The 20,021-nt window shown below is 55.6% G+C and carries 17 protein-coding genes, 1 tRNA gene and 2 pseudogenes; 7 read left to right on the top strand and 13 right to left on the bottom strand.

The window, feature by feature from the left end; genetic code table 11:
* Nucleotides 1-347: 347 nt before the first annotated feature.
* Nucleotides 348-424 (bottom strand) — tRNA-Val (locus A7Q03_RS06950).
* A 212-nt stretch (nucleotides 425-636) separates the two neighbouring features.
* Between A7Q03_RS06950 and tgt the strand changes: the two genes are divergently transcribed.
* The 3 genes from tgt (at nucleotide 637) to A7Q03_RS10740 (ending at nucleotide 4,019) form a co-directional block, all read left to right on the top strand.
* On the top strand, nucleotides 637-1,752 hold the full coding sequence (tgt, locus tag A7Q03_RS06945; RefSeq protein WP_067448502.1) for a tRNA guanosine(34) transglycosylase Tgt: 1,116 nt from the start codon (nucleotides 637-639) through the stop codon (nucleotides 1,750-1,752).
* 223 nt (nucleotides 1,753-1,975) lie between these two features.
* On the top strand, nucleotides 1,976-3,601 hold the full coding sequence (locus A7Q03_RS06940; RefSeq protein ID WP_067448500.1) for a DUF4874 domain-containing protein: 1,626 nt from the start codon (nucleotides 1,976-1,978) through the stop codon (nucleotides 3,599-3,601).
* Nucleotides 3,602-3,893: 292 nt separating this feature from the next.
* Entirely contained in the window at nucleotides 3,894-4,019 is a 126-nt protein-coding gene (locus tag A7Q03_RS10740; RefSeq protein WP_255361310.1) for a hypothetical protein, read from the top strand.
* Nucleotides 4,020-4,200: 181 nt separating this feature from the next.
* Here the strand turns inward: A7Q03_RS10740 and guaA are convergent, their stop codons facing one another.
* The 7 genes from guaA to A7Q03_RS06905 form a co-directional block, all read right to left on the bottom strand.
* Complete coding sequence (gene guaA, locus A7Q03_RS06935) at nucleotides 4,201-5,769, bottom strand: glutamine-hydrolyzing GMP synthase (protein ID WP_067448498.1); 1,569 nt, start codon at nucleotides 5,767-5,769, stop codon at nucleotides 4,201-4,203.
* A gap of 117 nt (nucleotides 5,770-5,886) precedes the next feature.
* The gene (locus tag A7Q03_RS06930) at nucleotides 5,887-6,240 is read right to left on the bottom strand and encodes a hypothetical protein (protein WP_067448496.1); all 354 of its coding nucleotides are present in this window, start codon (nucleotides 6,238-6,240) and stop codon (nucleotides 5,887-5,889) included.
* Between the two features lie 90 nt (nucleotides 6,241-6,330).
* Nucleotides 6,331-6,636: a hypothetical protein gene (locus A7Q03_RS06925; RefSeq protein ID WP_067448494.1), complete on the bottom strand. Its 306-nt coding sequence runs from the start codon at nucleotides 6,634-6,636 to the stop codon at nucleotides 6,331-6,333.
* Nucleotides 6,633-7,169, bottom strand: coding sequence for an RNA pyrophosphohydrolase (locus A7Q03_RS06920; RefSeq protein ID WP_067448492.1), 537 nt, complete (start codon nucleotides 7,167-7,169; stop codon nucleotides 6,633-6,635). Before A7Q03_RS06920 ends, A7Q03_RS06925 begins: the two co-directional genes overlap by 4 nt.
* A 131-nt stretch (nucleotides 7,170-7,300) precedes the next feature.
* A complete protein-coding gene (gene xerD / locus A7Q03_RS06915) occupies nucleotides 7,301-8,206 on the bottom strand; it encodes a site-specific tyrosine recombinase XerD (protein WP_067448622.1) in 906 nt (301 codons plus the stop codon).
* Nucleotides 8,200-8,661 carry a methylated-DNA--[protein]-cysteine S-methyltransferase gene (locus A7Q03_RS06910; RefSeq protein WP_067448490.1) on the bottom strand — a complete coding sequence of 154 codons (462 nt, stop codon included), beginning with the start codon at nucleotides 8,659-8,661 and terminating at the stop codon, nucleotides 8,200-8,202. Before A7Q03_RS06910 ends, xerD begins: the two co-directional genes overlap by 7 nt.
* 12 nt (nucleotides 8,662-8,673) lie before the next feature.
* The gene (locus A7Q03_RS06905; RefSeq protein WP_067448488.1) at nucleotides 8,674-9,120 is read right to left on the bottom strand and encodes a peroxiredoxin; all 447 of its coding nucleotides are present in this window, start codon (nucleotides 9,118-9,120) and stop codon (nucleotides 8,674-8,676) included.
* Between the two features lie 128 nt (nucleotides 9,121-9,248).
* On the opposite strand from A7Q03_RS06905, the pseudogene A7Q03_RS06900 reads away from it, so the two are divergent.
* Nucleotides 9,249-9,799: pseudogene (locus A7Q03_RS06900) on the top strand (nitroreductase family protein).
* Between the two features lie 234 nt (nucleotides 9,800-10,033).
* On the opposite strand, the gene A7Q03_RS06895 reads toward A7Q03_RS06900, so the two are convergent.
* The 5 genes from A7Q03_RS06895 to ligA form a co-directional block, all read right to left on the bottom strand.
* Nucleotides 10,034-10,336 carry an integration host factor subunit beta gene (locus tag A7Q03_RS06895; protein ID WP_067448486.1) on the bottom strand — a complete coding sequence of 101 codons (303 nt, stop codon included), beginning with the start codon at nucleotides 10,334-10,336 and terminating at the stop codon, nucleotides 10,034-10,036.
* A gap of 12 nt (nucleotides 10,337-10,348) precedes the next feature.
* A complete protein-coding gene (gene rpsA / locus A7Q03_RS06890) occupies nucleotides 10,349-12,025 on the bottom strand; it encodes a 30S ribosomal protein S1 (protein ID WP_067448485.1) in 1,677 nt (558 codons plus the stop codon).
* Between the two features lie 164 nt (nucleotides 12,026-12,189).
* Nucleotides 12,190-12,843: a (d)CMP kinase gene (cmk, locus tag A7Q03_RS06885; protein ID WP_067448483.1), complete on the bottom strand. Its 654-nt coding sequence runs from the start codon at nucleotides 12,841-12,843 to the stop codon at nucleotides 12,190-12,192.
* Between the two features lie 222 nt (nucleotides 12,844-13,065).
* Nucleotides 13,066-13,611: a ClbS/DfsB family four-helix bundle protein gene (locus A7Q03_RS06880; protein WP_197474752.1), complete on the bottom strand. Its 546-nt coding sequence runs from the start codon at nucleotides 13,609-13,611 to the stop codon at nucleotides 13,066-13,068.
* Nucleotides 13,612-13,696: 85 nt separating this feature from the next.
* Entirely contained in the window at nucleotides 13,697-16,033 is a 2,337-nt protein-coding gene (gene ligA / locus A7Q03_RS06875; protein WP_067448481.1) for an NAD-dependent DNA ligase LigA, read from the bottom strand.
* A gap of 135 nt (nucleotides 16,034-16,168) precedes the next feature.
* Here ligA and A7Q03_RS06870 point away from each other — a divergent pair, with 135 nt between their 5' ends.
* The 3 genes and pseudogenes from A7Q03_RS06870 to metE all read left to right on the top strand — a co-directional run.
* Entirely contained in the window at nucleotides 16,169-16,618 is a 450-nt protein-coding gene (locus A7Q03_RS06870; protein WP_067448479.1) for a hypothetical protein, read from the top strand.
* A 318-nt stretch (nucleotides 16,619-16,936) separates the two neighbouring features.
* The gene (locus A7Q03_RS06860) at nucleotides 16,937-17,458 is read left to right on the top strand and encodes a hypothetical protein (RefSeq protein WP_067448476.1); all 522 of its coding nucleotides are present in this window, start codon (nucleotides 16,937-16,939) and stop codon (nucleotides 17,456-17,458) included.
* A gap of 317 nt (nucleotides 17,459-17,775) precedes the next feature.
* Nucleotides 17,776-20,016: pseudogene (gene metE / locus A7Q03_RS06855) on the top strand (5-methyltetrahydropteroyltriglutamate--homocysteine S-methyltransferase); the annotation flags it as partial.
* Nucleotides 20,017-20,021: the final 5 nt, after the last annotated feature.

Raw genomic sequence — 20,021 nt, 5'->3', positions numbered from 1 at the left:
TTGAAATGGATAAACAGATGAATGGTTTGGGTTTCAGGTAGCCTTTATCGTTGCATTAGGCGAAACCGAAAAAGTAAAACAGCAGGAACAGGCCGGCAAATGCTATGGCGGCCAATGCGGCCAGTGTAAGCAATAGCGCAAGCGCGGGAGGTAAACGGCGCATATGGCGGGTTCCTTGCAGCGGTTTGGCCGGAGTTTCAGGTAGCCTTAACAGCAATCCAAAAGGCTACCTGAAACAATGTTTCTAAAGGAAGCCAGGTTTCTGCAAAGTTAAAACTAGTAGCGGGCGGCCAAACAAAAAAGAACAACTGAAGTTCCCCAGAAACCCCTGTTGTTCCCACGAATTCTGGTAGGCACGATTGGATTCGAACCAACGACCCCCACCATGTCAAGGTGATGCTCTAACCAACTGAGCTACGTGCCTGTTTAAGGGGCAGCATTATACTGTTTTCCCACCCCCCGCGCAAAGAAAGCGCAGGGCCGGCGGCGGTTTGCCATATCGCCGAAGTAATCATTTTTTCTGCTAGGCAGCGGGCGGCAGACAATATGGTCAAGACGGTAAGGCGGGCTGACGCAGTAGGAAGAAAGAAGTGCTTTAGCTATAATCGCCGGATTATTGATAACGTGTTATTCCCCATGCTCAAATTTACCCTTCATAAAAAAGACGGCCACGCCCGCCGCGCCACCATCGAACTCAACCACGGCAGCATCGAAACCCCCGTATTCATGCCCGTCGGCACCTACGGCTCGGTCAAAGCCATGACCCCGCAAAACCTGCACGACATCAAGGCCCAAATCATCCTCGGCAACACCTACCATTTATGGCTGCGCCCCGGCTTGGAAGTCATCGAACAATTCGGCGGCCTGCACGACTTTATCGGCTGGAACAAACCGATTTTGACCGACTCCGGCGGTTTCCAAGTGTTTTCGCTATCCGACATGCGCAAACTCACCGAAGAAGGCTGCACCTTCAAAAGCCCGATTAACGGCGATAAGCTTTTCCTCTCGCCCGAAATCTCGATGAAAATCCAAACCGTGCTCAACTCCGACATCGCCATGCAGCTCGACGAATGCACCCCCGGCGAAGCCACACGCGAGCAGGCCGAAAAATCGCTGCAAATGAGCCTGCGCTGGGCGGAACGCAGCAAAAAAGCCTTTGAAGACCTCAAAAACCCCAATGCCCTGTTCGGCATCGTGCAGGGCGCGATGTACGAAGACCTGCGCGAACAGTCCCTGCGCGGGCTGGAACAGCTCGACTTCCCCGGCCTCGCCATCGGCGGCTTATCAGTGGGCGAACCCAAGCCCGAAATGTACCGTATGCTGCGTGCCGTCGGCCCCATACTGTCCGAACACAAACCGCATTACCTGATGGGTGTCGGCACGCCGGAAGACTTAGTGTACGGCGTGGCGCATGGCGTGGACATGTTCGACTGCGTCATGCCCACCCGCAATGCCCGCAACGGCTGGCTGTTCACCCGCTTCGGCGACATCAAAATCAAAAACGCCAAGTACAAACACGATACCCACCCGCTCGACGAATCATGCACCTGCTACGCTTGTACGCATTTCAGCCGCGCCTACCTGCACCACTTGCACCGTGCCGGCGAGATTTTGGGTGCGCAGTTGAACACTATCCATAACCTGCATTTCTACCAAACCATAATGGCCGAAATGCGCGAAGCCATCGAACAGGGCAAATTTGCCGACTGGCAGGAGCAATTCCACGAGAATCGGGGGAGAGGGGTAGATTGAGTTGTAGAAAAGGTTGCCTGAAAACAACCTGAGTTAATTTGGAATGATGAACCAAGCATCAAAAATTTATCGGATTTTTTAAGTTTTAAATAGCAAGTAATGGTTTGGCAAACTTTTTGATAGAACGATTCTGATCATATATAGTCAGAATTATTAAATATGGAATACAGACTTTTGAATTTTTGACAATAAATTGTTTGGTATAGTAGGACTACTAAGTTTTATGGCATTAATTTTAGCAGTAGACGCTTTATTGCAAAGATTTCGGGAAATCGTCATCATGAATAACATGAATAAAAAGTTACTTTCAATTTTGGTTTGTGCTTTGGCCTTATCAGCCTGCAAAAAAGACGAACTCGATGCATCCGGTAATACTGACTCAAACCAGCAGATAACTCAACCTGTGGCAAAGCAAAATGAGGGTACGACTAATCTGGACATACCGGGAATAGGAAACTCTCCCCGGAATCAAAATATTAGTGTAGGTACGGGTAATAGTAATGGAAATAGCAATGGCAACCCCAGAATTACTAATGGCAACAATTCTGGAAATAATGTTGCTAATAATGCCAATAACAATAACAGGAACGATAATAATGGAAATAACAACGTTAAAACCGTCTTCCTGAAGGAAGCAGCTGGTGATGTGCCTGGCTACGGGCGTGGTTTTTACCGTTATGGTAAAGACCCTTCCCAAATTACCGATGCCGACTTGGAAGATGCCTATCGCGCAGGCTACCACCTGATGTATATGCCGGCAGATTTATCTCAATGGCGGAATCAGGATTTGCCCCAGTCGTATCTAAATGCATTGGATCAGGGCTTATCCAGAATGAAAAATGTTAATGCCATTTTGCGTTTCTCATATGATTACACGGCAGCCGGCCAAGATACCAATCTGGCACAGGTTCGACGCCATATTGAGCAGCTGCGGCCCATTTTGGCTAGAAACCGTGACAATATTTTCGTATGGCAGGCGGGCTTCATCGGTGCATGGGGGGAATGGCATTCCTCTGCCAATCATTTGGATACAGATCAAAATAAAGCTGAAGTATTTAAGGCGTTGCTGAATGCAAACAATAACGGCATTTATGCCAAACTTCAGTTGCGTTACCCAGGCGATTTGATGGATTTTCTCAATAACAGTAATTTGCCTAAGGGGGTGGTCTTTACAGGTATGCATAATGACTGTTTTATGGCAGGAACGCACGATGTAGGTACCTATTTCCCACATAACGGGCGTTCATCCGAAGCTTTGCGTAGCTTTGTACGAGCTAATAGCATACACCAGGTATTCGGTGGCGAAACCTGTGAACCGCAAGCAGGCGCTCGTACGAGCTGTGCTGACATTTTGAGAGAGGGTCGTGAGTATCACGTATCGTATCTGAACTACGATTACCACAAAACCTTTATCAATAATTGGGAATCTGGCTCCTGTATGACAGAAGTCCGTAAGAGAATGGGCTATCGTTATGTAGTGGAAGAACTCAGTGCTTATGCTGACCAGCAAAACAGTAATATCATCCATTGGTCGGCAAAAATTGCCAACCGAGGCTGGGCTAATGCACCTGATTGGGGCTATAGACTCTATCTCGTGGTAAACGGTGAAAAGATCTTGTTGGACAAAAGATTCTCAGTGCAACCCAGCACTGCGCAAAGCTTCCGTGGCAGCTTCTTGAAGAGCCAGCTGAACGGAAAAGCGCCGATTCTGCTGATTGATACAGAAGACGCCAATTATTCCGGTCCGCATCCGCTGCAATTTGCCAATGCAGATGATGCCAACGCACAAAAAGTAAAGGACGGCTCATTCAGCACCGGGTTGGCACTCAAATGGCTGTTGTCAATCTAAGCTAATTTGGCCAACACAGCAGGAAACTTCTGTTTTGAAGTTTCCTGCTGCCTGTTTATGACGAACAGGAACAACAGGGTTAGATTTTCAAGTAGCCTTCCCGCGCGACAGGCTACCTGAAAGCATAAATACCATAATCAAATACCCAATCTATCGAGATACGGCTATGTTCCCCAAAAAACTTTGCCGCCTTCTGCCTCGGCGCAATCGCTACTCTGTTCTTGTTTCCCACTCACTATTCTAGTCATCGCCGCCAAGCCGAAATCGAACAGTAAATCAAACTGCTTACTCCATGCAGAAGCAATTGGCCGCCGAGTTGGTCAACGGCGGCATTCGCAGCAGTCTGCAAACCGTTCAGGAAGACTACCCGAGTGTACAGGCGGTGGATGGATTTTGCTGCACACACCTCACGTTTTAAGCAGGAAGCGGTGCTGATTCCGTAAGCAGACGGCGCAGACATCCGCTGGTCGGCACATTACAATGATACGGATCAGGTGGTAGATAGCAGAGCTTTATGTTTTAAATTCAGGTGGCCTTCTCCACCAGAACAAAGCCCTGCCATTCGGCAGGGCTTTGTTGCGTTGTGTTTCAATTCTGGCTTATTCCCACTCGATCGTGGCAGGCGGTTTGCCGCTGATGTCGTACACTACGCGGTTGATGCCGCGCATTTCGTTGATGATGCGGTTGGACATTTTGCTCAGCAGCGAATAGGGCAGTTCCGCCCAGTGTGCGGTCATGAAGTCGCTGGTGATGACGGCGCGCAGGGCGACCACGTAGTCATAAGTTCGCCCATCGCCCATCACGCCCACGGATTTCACGGGCAGGAACACGGCAAATGCCTGGCTGGTGAGGTCGTACCAAGAGGTGCCGTTTTCGTCTTTATGGTTGCGCAGTTCCTGAATGAAAATGTCGTCTGCCTGGCGCAGCAGGTCGGCGTATTCGCGCTTCACTTCGCCCAGAATCCGCACGCCCAAGCCGGGGCCGGGGAAGGGGTGGCGGTACACCATTTCGCGCGGCAGGCCGAGCGCCACGCCCAGTTCGCGCACTTCGTCTTTGAACAAATCGCGCAGCGGTTCGAGCAGTTTCAGCTTCATGTTTTCAGGTAGCCCGCCCACATTGTGGTGCGATTTGATGGCGTGGGCTTTTTTGGTTTTCGCGCCGGCGGATTCAATCACGTCGGGGTAAATCGTGCCTTGCGCCAGCCATTTGGCGTTGGTGAGTTTTTTCTCTTCGGCGTCAAATACTTCGATAAATTCTGCGCCGATGATTTTGCGCTTCTGCTCGGGGTCGGTCACGCCGGCGAGTTTCGCCATAAACTGCTCGCTGGCATCCACGTGAATCACGCGTACGCCCAAGTTGTCGGCAAACATTTTCATCACGTTTTCGGCTTCGTTCAGGCGCAGCAGGCCGTGGTCGACGAATACGCAGGTGAGCTGGTCGCCGATGGCGCGGTGGATGAGCGCGGCGGCCACGGAGGAATCCACGCCGCCGGACAAGCCCAAAATCACTTCGTCGCTGCCGACTTGTTCGCGGATTTTGGCCACAGCTTCGTCGATGTAGTTCGGCATGGTCCAGCTGGGCTGTGCGCCGCAGATGTCGAGCACGAAGCGGTTGATTAGGGCGCGGCCTTGTTTGGTGTGGGTGACTTCGGGGTGGAATTGGATGCCGTAAAAGTGGCGTTCGGCGTTTTCCATCATGGCGATGGGGCAGGAGGGCGTGCTGCCGATGGTGCGGAAGTTTTCAGGCAGCCTGCACACTTTGTCGCCGTGGCTCATCCACACGTCCAAGGTGTTCGGTGCGCCGTCTTGAATGCCGCTGGTGAGCGCGCTGTCTTGCGTTTGCACTTGCGCGTAACCGAATTCGCGCTGGTTGCCGGCCCGCACTTCGCCGCCCAAATGGTGCGCCATAAACTGCATGCCGTAGCAGATGCCGAGCACGGGCACGCCCAAGTCGAACAGCCCCGTGTCGGCTTGATATTCACTGTCGTACACGGAGTTGGGGCCGCCGGAAAGGATGATGCCTTTGGGATTGAAGGCTTTGATGTCGGCCAGCGGCATGTCGTAGGGGTGCAGCTCGCAATACACATGGGCTTCGCGCACGCGGCGGGCGATGAGCTGGGCGACTTGCGAACCGAAATCGAGGATGAGGATTTTGTCGGGGCTGGTCATATCGGTATCTCTGTGTGGATTTGGATAGGATTTCTGGTTTCAGGGAGCCTCTACACGCTTTGGGCGGAAGTTCAGGCTACCTGAAATCTGGGGGTTAAGTGCGGCAGGTTGGTCGGCTTAACGGTAGCGTCGCAAGATGCGCTGAATGTGTGTGCGGCGCTGCCGGCACACCGCCGCTGTGTCTGCATCGGCGCCGGTGTCATAACGGGCGCGCTCAGCTTCCACCTGTGTGCCATTTTGCCACCACCATGCTTCTTGGTCGCGGTTGAAACATGGTTTGCTCAGCTGCATCAGTTTGTCGGCTTGCTGCTCGGCGGCTTTGGGAAGCGCGAAATTATCGTTGTCGGCACAGGCGAACAGATAAGTCATGACCTCGATACTGTCGCGGTTAATCTGCCGGCATTGCTGGGCGGTGGGCTGGGCGGCAGCGGCCAAGGGTAGCAGGGCCAATATCATCGCTAAACGTTTCATGCCTACTCCTTACGTGAGAAAAAAAGCCAAACGAAGCATTGGGATAGTGTTTTCAGGTAGCCTCACCATCATGGCAGGCTACCTGAAAACTCAAGCAAACAGTTTTTTCACTTCCGCGCCCACATCGTCGGCGCGCATGAAGGTTTCGCCGATCAGGAAGCTGTGCACGCCGTGGCTGCGCATGAATTGTACGTCTTCGCGGCTGCGGATGCCGCTTTCGGTAATCACGATGCGGTCTTCGCCGGCGATTTCTGGCAGCAAATCCAGCGTTTGCTGCAGGCTCACTTCAAAGGTGCGCAAGTTGCGGTTGTTCACACCGCGTAGCGGTGAGGAGGTAGCATCGGCGGCTACTTCTTGCTGTTGGGTGGCGAGGATGCGGGTGAGGATGCTGCTCATCGGTGGGTTTGTTCTTCGGGCAGGGCGGCGTGGCGCCGGTTGAATTGCTCTAGGGTTTCCAGATTGTGCAGAAAGCGCGAAAGCTCTCGCAGGGCGTTGGTGTATACGTCTTTTTTGAATTCAATCACTTCGTCGATGGGTGCCCAATAGTCGTGCCAGCGCCAGGCATCGAATTCCGGCTGGCTGCTGGCGCGCAGGTGCACATCGCTTTCGCGGCCGGTGAGCCGCAGCAAATACCAAATCTGTTTCTGCCCGCGATACGCGCCGCGCCATTGGCGGCGCACCCAGTTGCCGGGCACGTCGTAGCGCAGCCAGTCGCGGGTGCGGCCGAGGATTTTCACGTGATGCGGCAAAAGGCCGACTTCTTCGGCCAGCTCGCGATACATGGCGGCCTCGGGGCTTTCGCCGGGCTTGATGCCTCCCTGCGGAAACTGCCAGGAATGCTCCTGCACGCGTTTGCCCCAGAAAACTTCGTTGCGCTGGTTGGTGATGATGATGCCGACATTGGGGCGATAACCTTCTCTGTCCAACATAATATTTTTCGCCCAATTTGAATAATTTTAAACGTACGGATTTTCCCACAAAACGGCACGGCAGGCTACCTGAAAGCTTTCAGGTAGCCTGCCGCCTTGTTCCATTTTCATTTGAATCCGCTATATCTTGTTTACCTACGCGGATGATGCTGTGCTACCAGCTGTTTGAGCCGCTCGTTGGCCACGTGGGTGTAGATTTGCGTGGTGTTCAGGCTAGCGTGGCCGAGCATCATCTGCACGCTGCGCAGGTCGGCGCCGTGGTTTACCAGATGGGTGGCGAAGGCGTGGCGCAGGCCGTGCGGGCTGAGCTCGCTGATGCCGACTTCTGCGGCGTAACACTTCACCATCTGCCACACCAGCTGGCGGCTGATGCCGCTGCGTTTTTGCCCCACGAACACGAAATCGCACGGGGTGTGCTTGAGCAATTCGCCGCGCGCGGTTTTCAGGTAGCGTTCCAGCCAATGCACGGCTTCCGCGCCCAGCGGCACGATGCGCTGCTTGTTGCCCTTGCCGATTACGGTAACCACGCCGCGCTGCAAGTCTAAATCCTGCAGCTGCATTTGGGCGGCTTCGGACACGCGCAGGCCGGTGGCATACAGCGTTTCCAGCACGGCTTTGTCGCGCAGGCCGAAGATGGTTTCCGTGTCGGGCGCGGCCAACAGCGCGTCGATTTGCGCTTCGCCGATCAGCGGCGGCAGGGCGCGGCCTTGGCGCGGCGGGCGCAGGTGTTGCGCGGGGTTGTCGCTGCGGCGGTTTTGTAGCTGCAAAAAGCCGTAGAGCTGTTTGACGGCGGAGAGGGCGCGGGCTTGGGAAGCGGGTTTTTCATCCGGGGCATACACGGCATCGGCCAAGGCGTCGGCATCGGCCTGCTGCCAATCCAATCCTTGCGCGTGCAGGCGGCGGGCGACTTTTTCCAGGTCGCGCCGGTAGCCGGCCAGGGTATTGGCGGCGAGGCGGTGGGTGAGGAAGAGCTCGTCCAGCGTTTGCTCGATGGGCTCTTGCCAGGCGGCGGGCAGCGGTTTGGCCGGATTCACAATGCCACTCCTTCGTGCGCGAGCAGCCAGCGTTTCACTGCTAGGCTGCGCTCGGCATCGCCGCCCATGCTGAAGCCGCCCAGCCCGTTGGTTGAGAGCACGCGGTGGCAGGGGATCAGCAGCGGCAGCGGGTTTTTGCCGCAGGCGCCGCCCACGGGGCGCGGGTGGCTGCCGATGCGCCCGGCAATCCATTGGTAGCTGCGGGTTTCGCCGAACGGAATCTGGGCAATCTGCGCCCACACGGCCTGCTGAAACGCCGTGCCTGCGGGGGGCACAAACGGTGGCAGCGGGGCAGGGCTACCTGAAAAGTAGCTGTCCAGCCATTGTGCCAGCGGGGTTTCGTTTGGCAGTGCGGGCAGGAAGGGCGCGGCGCTGTGCTGCAGCAGGATTTCGGTGGGCAGGTCGTTGTGCAGGCGGCACAGCAGCGTGCCGAAGGGGGCTTGGTAGCAGTATTGCATGGCGGTGTTCCGCTAGGCTGTTTCACGCAGCGCGTCGAGCACGGCTTGGGCGTGGCTGGCGGTTTTCACTTTGCGCCATTCGCGCGAAATGTTGCCTTGTGCATCCAAAACGAAGGTGCTGCGTTCGATGCCGAACACTTTTTTGCCATACATGTTTTTCTCTTTGATGACATCGAACAGGCGGCACACGGTTTCATCCTTATCCGACAAGAGCGGCACTTCCAGCGCGTATTTGCATACGAATTTCTGGTGGCTGGCCACGCTGTCGCGCGATACGCCGGCTACCTGAAAACCGAGCGCCTGAAATTCGGGCAAGAGCGCACTGAATTCCTGCGCTTCGGTGGTGCAGCCTGGCGTGCTGTCTTTGGGGTAGAAATACAGCACCAGCGGCAGGTGGTCGGCGGCGGCGAAATCGTTGCCGTTTTGGTCGGGCAGGGTGAAAAGGTAATTGGTGCTCATGGCGGCTCCTAACGGGATGAAATCGGCTGGCATTATAACGTTAAACCGGGGCGTGTGTTTCAGGTAGCCTTAATGTGTGGTATAAGCACGGCGTTTTGTTTTCAACGCACACTTTAAGGATTAACCCCATGAACGCAATCGATTTGCTCACTACCCGCCGCTCGGTGCGACACCTTGCCGAACCCGCCCCTAACGATGCTCAGCTGGAAATCATTTTGCAGGCTGCCACGCAAGTGCCTGACCACTGCAACCTCACGCTGTGGCATTTTGTGGTGGTACAAAGCGAAGCGAGCCGGCCGGCATTCCGCCATATTTTGAAGCAATGTGCCGAAGAAATCGGCGGCGAAGCGGTGCGCAAGGCTGAAGTGGTGGGACAGATGGCGCCGATGGTGATCGGCGTGGTGTCCAAGCCCAAGCTGGACTGCCTCAAGCCGAAGCCAGAGTGGGAGCAGATGCTCAGCGCCGGCTGCGCTGCCTATGCCGCCCAACTGGTTGCCAAGGCGCAAGGCTTTGACAATGTGTGGATTACCGGCCTGTGGGTTAACATCGCCGCGCTGCGTGAAGCCTTCGGCCGCGGCGCACACGATAAAATCATCGGCCTGTGATGATCGGCACGGCACAGAAAGAGGCCGACGGCCCGAAAAATACGGATTTGAGCGGATTGGTCAGCCGTTGGTAATTAAGAATTTCAGGTAGCCTTTTGCCGACTCTTTACTGGGAGCAGATGGTTCCAACTTATCGTGGAATTGCAGCTGATGTGCGGGAGCCCAAGCTGCCCGTTACTTGGCTTTAGCTTTGTTGCAGCTGAAGCTTTCAGGTAGTCTGTTGCATAGCACTATCTGGATTGTCCAAACAACAAAAAGGCTACCTGAAATTTTCAGGTAGCCTTTTATTATTCAGCTTAATGCCAATCTTACTTGGCAGCTTGGTCTACGCGTTCGCGCAACTCCTTGCCGGCTTTGAAATGTGGCACGTATTTTTCAGGTACGTTTACTTTCTCGCCGGTTTTCGGGTTGCGGCCGATACGTGCCGGACGGTGGTTCAGGTCGAAACTGCCAAACCCACGAATCTCGATACGCTGACCACGAGCCAGTGCCCGGGTCATGGCGTCTACCAAAACCTTCACGCTTTGCTCCACATCCTTAACAGTTAGGCGGGAATGCCCTTGAGCCAGGTACTTCTCGGCCAGATGGCCCATCAACTCTGATTTGGTCATTTTGTGCTATCCTTATTCATTTTCGCCGCCAAGCTTGGCCTTGAGCAAATCGCCCAGGCTGGTGGTGCCGGCATGGCTAGCCGCTGCGTTCACGGTGTTGAGCGCTTCGCGGTTTTCTTTGGCAGTGCGGGCTTTTACTGACAGCTTGATATTGCGGTTTTTGCGGTCTACAGTAACGATGACAGCTTCCACTTCGTCGCCTTCTTTAAGCTTGGTGGTTAAGTCTTCCACGCGCTCACTGTCGAATTCGGAAGCGGGTAGGTAGGCTACCACTTCATCGGCCAGCTGCACTTCGGCACCTTTGGCTTCAACGGATTTCACGGTGCCTTTCACCAAGGCGCCTTTGTCGTTGATGCTGATGTAGCTGCCGAAGGGGTCGCCTTCGAGCTGTTTGATGCCCAAGCTGATGCGTTCTTTCTCTACATCGATAGACAATACAACGGCTTCCACATCCTCGCCTTTTTTGTATTTACGTACGGCTTCTTCGCCGCTTTCGCTCCAAGAAAGGTCGGAGAGGTGTACCAGGCCGTCGATGTTGCCGGGCAGGCCCACAAAAATACCGAAATCGGTGATGGATTTAACTGCGCCGGTGAGTTTGTCGCCTTTGTTGAAGTTGGCGGCAAATTCTTCCCACGGATTAGCCTGGCATTGTTTCATGCCCAGGCTGATGCGGCGGCGGTCTTCGTCGATATCCAGAATCATCACTTCTACTTCGTCGCCCAGCTGAACCACTTTGCTCGGGTGAACGTTTTTGTTGGTCCAGTCCATTTCGGAAACGTGTACCAAGCCTTCGATACCCTGTTCGATTTCAACGAACGCGCCGTAATCGGTGAGGTTGGACACCTTGCCGAACAGGCGGGTGCGGGCAGGGTAACGGCGGGCGAGGCCGCTCCAGGGATCTTCACCCAGCTGTTTCATACCCAAAGATACGCGGCTGCGGTCTTGGTCAAATTTCAATACTTTAGCTTCTACTTCCTGGCCCACTTCCAGCACTTCGCTGGGGTGTTTTACGCGGCGCCATGCTAAATCGGTGATGTGCAACAGGCCGTCGATACCGCCCAAGTCTACGAATGCACCGTAGTCGGTAATGTTCTTCACGATACCTTTCACCACGGTGCCTTCCTGCAAGCTTTCCAGCAGGGCCTGGCGCTCTTCGCCCAGGGTTTCTTCCAATACAGCGCGGCGGGATACCACTATGTTGTTGCGTTTTCTATCCAGCTTAATCACTTTGAATTCAACTTCTTTGCCTTCAAAGTGAGAAGTGTCTTTCACCGGGCGCACATCTACCAAAGAGCCGGGCAGGAAGGCACGGATGCTGTTGATCATCACGGTGAGGCCGCCTTTGACCTTGCCGTTGATCACGCCGGAGAGGATCTCGCCGCTTTCCATGGCTTCTTCCAAAGCCAGCCAATCGGCAGCGCGTTTGGCTTTTTCGCGGGAGAGTTTGGTTTCGCCGAAGCCGTTTTCTACGGATTCGATGGTTACGGTAACGAAATCGCCGACTTTAACTTCCAGTTCGCCTTGGGTGTTTTTGAATTCGTTCAAATCAATCAGGGATTCGGATTTCAGGCCGGCGTTCACGATAACGTGTTTGTCGGTAATCGCCACCACTTCGGCGGTAATCACCTCGCCCTGATTCATTTCTTGTACGGCTGAGTATTCTTCCAGTAACTGGGCAAAATTTTCCATAAGGTTTTGTCTTTTCCACGCACGGCCAAGGAGTGCGGAGGGTTGGAGTTGATAGAAGCCTGCCACCCTTGGCGCGGCAGGCGTGAGTTAAATCAATTGTTTATGCAACACAGCCGCGCCCAAGCGGAGCGGATGCGCCGAAAACGCAGCATTATACAGTAACTTTATTTTTCCCGATACCAATCAAGCACTTTTTTTACCGATTCTTCAATCGTCAGCGCCGAAGTGTCGAGCAGATGGGCTTCAGGTAGCTTTTGCAGCGGCGCAACGGCGCGGTTGCGGTCGGCTTCGTCGCGCGCTTCGATGTCGGCCAAAATACGCTCGAAACCCGCGCCCGCAAGCGGTACGCCGATTTGTTTGGCACGGCGTTCGGCACGCACCTGCGGCGAAGCAGTGAGGAAAACCTTGAGCACGGCATCGGGGAATACCACCGAGCCCATATCGCGCCCGTCGGCCACCAGCCCCTGTTCGGTTAGAAACGCACGCTGCCGCTGCAACAAAGCCGTGCGCACCGCCGGCAGCGCCGCCACCCGTGATGCCCCCATGCCGATTTCTTCGCTGCGGATAGCGACGGAAACATCTTCCCCGTCCAACAGCACTGCGCCCTCGACAAATTCCGCCGGCAAAGCCTGCGCCAGCGCGGCCACCGCAGCTTCATTATCCCAAGCGGTTCGGCGGTTGCGCGCATAGAGCGCGGTGATGCGGTAGAGCGCGCCCGAATCCAGATAACGCCAGCCCAAGGCATCCGCCACCCGCTGCGCCACCGTGCCTTTGCCCGATGCGCTCGGCCCGTCGATTGCGATTACTTTTTGCGGCATAGCTGTCTCCGAAAAAAGATGCCATCTTACCCGAGATTGCCGATGAGCGGTGCAGGGATGTCGCAGATAGGGGAGGTGTGGGCAGGAAAGGCTACCTGAAAAAAGGGGCGGCTAAATGGTAGGAAACAGGTTTTCAGGTAGCCTTTAAGACTGTTTTAGCAGGGTACGAAACTTGTGCACATGGGTAGTATTTCTAATTGAGTGTGCCTCTACAGCATGTGCCTAGCCATGCAGATTCTGCTTTTTCCATTTGCGGATATGCACTCGGAAATTGGTAAACGGCGCAACCGTATTGATGTGCACCCATTTCCAGATCGGCCATTTTGCCTGGTTATCTGCCCATCTGCGCTGGTTAGGCTCAAATAACTCCTGTTCGGACAGCGTTTCCAGCCATGTGCAGATTTGGGCAACCTGCTCGCGCAGTCGGGCTTGAGCCTCTTGCAGCGTGAGACTGCCGTATTGCCGGTAAAACTGCTGGTACAGCCCGCTCAAATCGTTCCATTTGTAGCCTTCGGCGGGCGTATGAACGGTTTGGCCTGCCTGCTCGTCTCGCTCCCATTGCAACAACAGGCTGGTCCAACCGAGTTGGTAGGCCAGATGTTCGGCCGGAGTTTTGCCGTCGGGCACGGCGCGGTGGTGTTTGTCGACTTCGGCAATGTCGGCAAATTCGGTGAGGTATTTGTCTAGCGCGGTGTGGATGGCTGTAATCAGTTCGGCGGCGGTGGCGTAGGTTTTCATGGAGCTGTCTTTGTGTTGATTTGCGGGCATGTAATTTGGGTTATCGCCTAGTCAAACCATCATGCGCCCAAACGGGTTGCAAATAAGGAAACAGGTTTTCAGGTAGCCTTTGAAGCTAGTTCCCCAGCATCCCCAGCAACTCTTCCTCGCTCAACACCGCCACGCCCAGTGCCTGCGCCTTTTCCAGTTTGCTGCCTGCGGCTTCGCCGGCCACCACGAAATCGGTTTTTTTGGACACGCTGCCGCTCACTTTGCCGCCGGCGGCTTCGATGAGGGCGGCGGCTTGGTCGCGTTTCAGGGTGGGCAGGGTGCCGGTCAGGACAAAGGTTTTGCCGGCGATTGGGCTGTTTTCGGGGTGCAGGCTGCCTGAAACGTCGCCTGTGCTGTTTTCAGGTAGCCCTTCGGTGAAGGCGGTGATTTCTTGCAGCAAGGCGGCGTGTGCAGGCTGCTTGCGCCAGTCTTGCCATTCTTGCGGCAGGGCTTGGTCGGTTTGCAGGGCGTGCAGGCTGCCTGCGAGTTGCCAGAGTTCGGCGGCGCGTTTTTCGCTGAGTTTGATGTTTGGCAGGCGTTGCAGCCATTGTTTGGGCGCGGCGTGGGCGCGGGTTTGGGGCGACGGGGCAGCGGCTTGGGGGGCGACGTGTTGCAATAGGTCGTCCAGCATTTTTTGCTGTGCAGGCTGCCTGAAATAGTGGGTGATGGCGTGGGCGACGACGCTGCCGATGTCGGGCAGGCAGGCGAGTATGGGTTCGGGGGCGCGGCGCACGGTGTCGAGATTGCCGAATGCGGCGGCCAGCTGTTTGGCGGTGCTTTCGCCGACGTGGCGGATGCCGAGGGCGAACAGGAAGCGGGCGAGCGGCGGGGTGCGGCTTTGGGCGATGCTGTCCAAGATGTTTTGCGCCCATTTGGTGGCGGCGGATTTGCTGTCTTTGATGGTTTGCAGTTTGGCGATATCCAGTTGATAAATATCGGTAAAACTGTGCAATACGTCGGCGGCGACGAGGGCTTCGATTTGTTTGTCGCCCAGCCCGGCGATGTCCATGGCTTTGCGGCTGGCGAAGTGGATAAGCCCTTGTGCGCGCTGGGCTTGGCAGAGCATGCCGCCGGTGCAGCGGGCAACGGCTTCGCCTGCTTCGCGTTCGACGGCGCTGCCGCACACGGGGCAGGTTTCAGGTAGCCTGAACGGCTCGTACTTCGCTTCCATTTGTTCGCCCAATAAATCAACGGGCTGCATCGGGCGGCGTTCGGGCAGCACGCGCACCACTTCGGGAATCACGTCGCCTGCGCGGCGCACGACCACGGTGTCGCCCACGCGCACGTCTTTGCGCGCCACTTCGTCTTGGTTGTGCAGCGTGGCGTTGGTCACGGTAACGCTGCCCACGAACACGGGCGCAAGCCGTGCCACGGGGGTAACCGCGCCGGTGCGGCCGACCTGCACGTCAATCGCTTCCACGGTGGTGAGCGCTTCTTCGGCGGGGAATTTGTGCGCAATCGCCCAACGCGGCGCGCGCGACACGAAGCCGAGTTGTTGCTGTTCGTCCAACGAGTTCACTTTGACGACCATGCCGTCGATTTCATACGGCAGGCGGGGGCGGTGTTCGGCCAGCCGTTCGTATTCGCGCAACACGGCCGCCGCGCCGGTGTACGCGCCGAAATAGCCTTCGGGCAGCGAAAAGCCGAGTTCGTGCAGCAGCGCGAGTTCTTCGATGTGGCTTTCAGGTAGCCTTTGGATGCCGGAAAGCTGGGCGATGCCGTACGCGAAAAAATGCAGTTTGCGCTGCGCGGTGATTTTGGAATCGAGCTGGCGCAGGCTGCCTGCGGCGGCATTGCGCGGGTTGACGAAGGGCTTCTGCCCAGCCTCAAATTGGCACTCGTTGAGCGCGGCAAAATCGGCTTTGAGCATCAGTACTTCGCCGCGTACTTCAATGGTTTCGGGCAGTGTGTCGCCGTGCAGTTTCAGCGGGATATTGCGCACGGTTTTGATGTTTTCGGTAACGTTTTCGCCCGTGGTGCCGTCACCGCGCGTGGCCGCCTGCACCAGTACGCAGTTTTGATACAGCAGGCTGACGGCCAGCCCGTCAAACTTCGGCTCGGCGGCGTATTCAACCTGCGATACGCCCAATTCCTTGCACACGCGCTCGTCAAACGCCAAAAATTCGGCGTGGTCGAACGCGCCCGTTTCGTCGTCGCGCGGCGAAAACGCGTTGTTCAGCGACAACATCGGCACGGCGTGCACCACGGTTTCAAAGCCGTCCAGCACCGCGCCGCCCACCCGCTGCGTGGGGCTTTCGGGCAGCCTGAACTGCGGGTATTCGGCTTCCAGGGCTTCCAGCTCGCGGTAGAGCCGGTCGTATTCGGCATCGGGCACGCTGGGCGCGTCCAAAGTGTAGTATTCATGGGCGTAGCGGTTGAGCGTTTGCACGAGGGTGCGGATGCGGTGTTGAGGGGTGGACATGGTGGCGGGTGGTGTGAACAAAAAAGACGGCGCATATTATCACGCGCCCAAGGGGAAGAGGCTACCTGAAAGGAAGGAATAAAGGCTTTCAGGTAGCCTGTATAATACGCGGCATCTCTAAAGAAGGAGCCTGCCATGGCCGAACTGAACGACCATACCTACGAGCAAATCACCGCGCTGTGCGAACAAAGCGACGAGCTGGCCGATGCGGAGCGCTATGCCGAAGCCATCGAACGTTTTTGGCAGGCATGGGATTTGCTGCCCGAGCCGCAAACCGAATGGGAAGCCGCCACTTGGATACTGGCTGCGGTGGGCGACACCGAATTTTTGCGCGGCAGCCACGAAGCCGCCCGCGAAGCCCTCAGCCACGCCATGCGCTGCCCAGATGCCATCGGCAACCCCTTTTTGCATTTGCGGCTCGGCCAGGCGCAATTTGAGTTGGGCAACTTCGAGCGCGCCGCCGACGAACTCATTCGCGCCTACGCGTTGGGCGAAGAGGAAATGTGGGCGGGCGAAGACCCGAAATACCTCGACTTCCTTGCCACTGTGTGCGAGGACATCGAAAACTACAGCCGTAAACATTGAGCCGCGTTGTTTTGCCATTTAAGGCTACCTGAAAGCACAGCTTCAATGAAGTTATAGTGAATTAAATTTAAACCAGTACAGCGTTAGCTCGCCTTGCCGTACTATTTGTACTGTCTGCGGCTCGCCGCCTTGTCCTGATTTAAATTTAATTCACTATAAAACAAGGCTTTCGCAGGAGGCTGAGTTTCTGCGGAGCAGGCCGAGGCCGCAACGAATTGAAGCAAGCCGAGTTTCTGCATAGTTAAACTGTAAGCTATTGTTTCCATATAGCCAGCAACTTTCAGGTAGCCTCTTACCCTATGGATTGATAAACCACCCATGCCCCCACGTTCCCGCCCGCTCACCCCCGCCGAAACCAAACTCGCCCGCAGCGTGTTTGGCAGCGGGTTGCGTTATGAACGCATCCGCCTGCACGGCGGCGCGTGGTGGCTGCTTACCCGCAATATTGCCATTGCCCCCTTCGGCCACGTTTACTTCCCCGCCAACCGCTTCTGCCCCGATTTCGCCAAGCGCCCCTTGATCGAACGCGCCTGGCTGGTGCACGAGCTGACGCATGTTTGGCAGCATCAAAACGGCTTCCCCGTGTGGCTTGGCGGCAGTTTGCAGGCTTTGCGTTTGGGCTACCTGAAAAATCGCGCCTACCGCCTGCCCATGCTCGATACCGTACCGCACTTAAACCGCCTCAATATGGAGCAGCAGGCTGAAATCTTCGCCCTGTATTACCGCGCCGCTCTTTGCTGCGACCCAGTGGCCACCCCCTACCTGCTGCAGCTGCAACGCCTGTTGCAGCCGTTTTTCGCCAATCCGAAAAGCCGCGAACTATGGCCGAAGTGGTTTTGAGGGCGGGAGTGTAGCTGTTTTTTCAGGTAGCTTTTTGTGGGTGATGGAAAGGCTACCTGAAAATATCCAGCTTAGACTTTTTTCTCCTATCCATTTGTTTATAAAGATGGGAAATGGTTGAAACTAGGAAGAAATTTTAAAACTGACTCAATAATTTGAAAAATAATAGAAAATCAAGCTGTTTGCATTAATTGCATTCTTGCAAAGCAGCAGATTTATCGCTTGCATATTGCCGTGCCGCAAACTTACTCACTGAGAAATTTTACGCATGGTGTTTTATTATTCACCTACTTTTGAAGGAGTATCCATAAACACCATTCCACCTCTCCGGCTACCCGCGCATCGGCACGAAGCGCGAGCTGAAATTTGTTGTTGAAGCCTTTTGGAAGGGTGTGAAATGCGAGGCTGAGATTTAAGCTGTAGCGGTCGACATTTGTCGCATCAACTTGGCCACCCCAAAGCTACTGGTGCGGATTTGCTGTGTATTCTGGGCGGTATTCCCTCTCGTTTCGGCTTCGACGCAGCCAAACTAACCCTGCCGGAATACTTCCAGCTGGCACGCGGCAACGCCACCCAGTTTGCGATGGAAATGACCAAATGGTTCGACACCAACTACCACTTCATCGTGCCCGAATGGTCGGCCGATACTGAATTTAAGGTAAACGCCAAAAACCTGATTGCGCAAATTAAAGAAGCCAAAGCGCAAGGCCATGACATCAAGCCCACGCTGGTGGGCCCGGTTACGCTGGCTTGGTTGGGCAAGAAAAAAGAGGACTTCGGCTGCCGCGTAACCAAACTGCTGCTGCCCAAATTGCTGCCTGCTTATGCACAACTCTTGCGCGAGCTGGCTGTCGAAGGCGTGGATTGGATTCAGATTGACGAACCGATTTTGGCTGCCGAAGCTTCACAAGTGTGGCTGGACGCATTCGCCCCCGTGTATCAGGAACTGGCCAACACCGGTGTGCGCATCGTTGTCGGCACTTATTTCGCCTCCGTGGCTGAACATCTGAACTTGCTGAAATCCCTGCCCGTACACAGTGTGCACATCGATTGCGTGCGCGCACCGGAGCAGCTCTCCGTGTTTGCCGACGGCTGGCCGGACAACCGCGTGCTGTCTGTGGGCTTGATTGACGGCCGCAACGTATGGCGCGCCAACCTGAACAAGGTAATCGACACGCTCGAGCCCGTGAAAGCCAAATTCGGCAATAATATTGTGGATTGCCTCCTCCTGCTCGCTGCTGCACAGCCCGCAAGACTTGGCCGTGGAAGAAAAACTGGACGGCGAAATCAAATCTTGGATGGCTTTTGCCGCACAGAAACTGGTGGAACTGGGCGTGGTGAAACAAGCGCTGGCACACGGCAAATCTGCTGTTCAGGTAGCCTTGAACGAATCCGATGCCGCTGCCGCCGACCGCGCCACCAACAAGAAAATCCACAATGCAGCCGTGCAAAAACGCGTGGCCGACCTGCCCAAAGGCGCCGATCAACGCAAATCGCCGTTTGCCCAGCGCATTAAGGCACAGCAGGAATGGATGAAGCTGCCCGTGCTGCCCACCACCACCATCGGCTCCTTCCCGCAAACCACCGAAATCCGCCAAGCGCGCGCCGCGTTCAAGAAAGGCGAGCTCTCCGCTGCCGACTACGATGCCGCGATGAAGAAAGAAATCGCCTACTGCGTGGAAATCCAAGAGAAATTGGAACTGGACGTGCCCGTACACGGCGAAGCCGAGCGCAACGATATGGTGGAAGACTTCGGCGAACAGCTGGCCGGTTACTGCTTCAGCCAATTCGGCTGAGTGCAGAGCTACGGCAGCCGCTGCATGAAACCGCCGATTATTTTCGGCGATGTATCCCGCCCGAATCCGATGACCGTTTATTGGTCTACCTACGCGCAAAGCCTCACCAAACGCCCGATGAAAGGCATGCTCACCGGCCCGGTAACCATGTTTAAATGGTCGTTTGTGCGCGACGACGTGCCGCTGAGCGTGGTGGCTAAGCAAATCGCACTGGCGCTGAACGATGAAGTGCTGGATTTGGAAAAAGCCGGCATCAAGGTTATCCAGATCGACGAGCCCGCCATCCGCGAAGCCATGCCGCTGAAAAAAGCGCAGTGGGACGAATACCTGGCCTGGGCTTGCGAAGTCTTCCGCTTGAGCAGCACCGGCGCGGAAGACGGCACCCAAATCCACACCCATATGTGCTATTCCGAGTTCAACGACATCCTGCCCGCTATCGCCAGCATGGATGCAGACGTGATTACCATTGAAACTTCACGTTCCGACATGGAATTGCTCACCGCGTTCAGCGACTTCAAATACCTGAACGACATCAGCCCCGGCGTGTACGACATCCACAGCCCGCGCGTGCCCACCGAAGCCGAAGTGGAACGCCTGCTGCGCAAAGCCATGGAAGTGGTGCCCGTAGAGCGCCTGTGGGTCAACCCCGACTGCGGCCTGAAAACCCGTGGCTGGAAAGAAACCTTGGAACAGCTTGAAGTGATGATGGAGGTTACCAAGAAACTGCGCAAGGAATTGGCGGATAAAAACGTTACCCGCTAAATACT

It is taken from the genome of Eikenella sp. NML99-0057 (genome assembly GCF_001648535.1).
In the GTDB taxonomy this organism is placed as follows: Bacteria; Pseudomonadota; Gammaproteobacteria; order Burkholderiales; family Neisseriaceae; genus Eikenella; species Eikenella exigua.
This window is presented reverse-complemented; position numbering and strand designations above follow the sequence as displayed.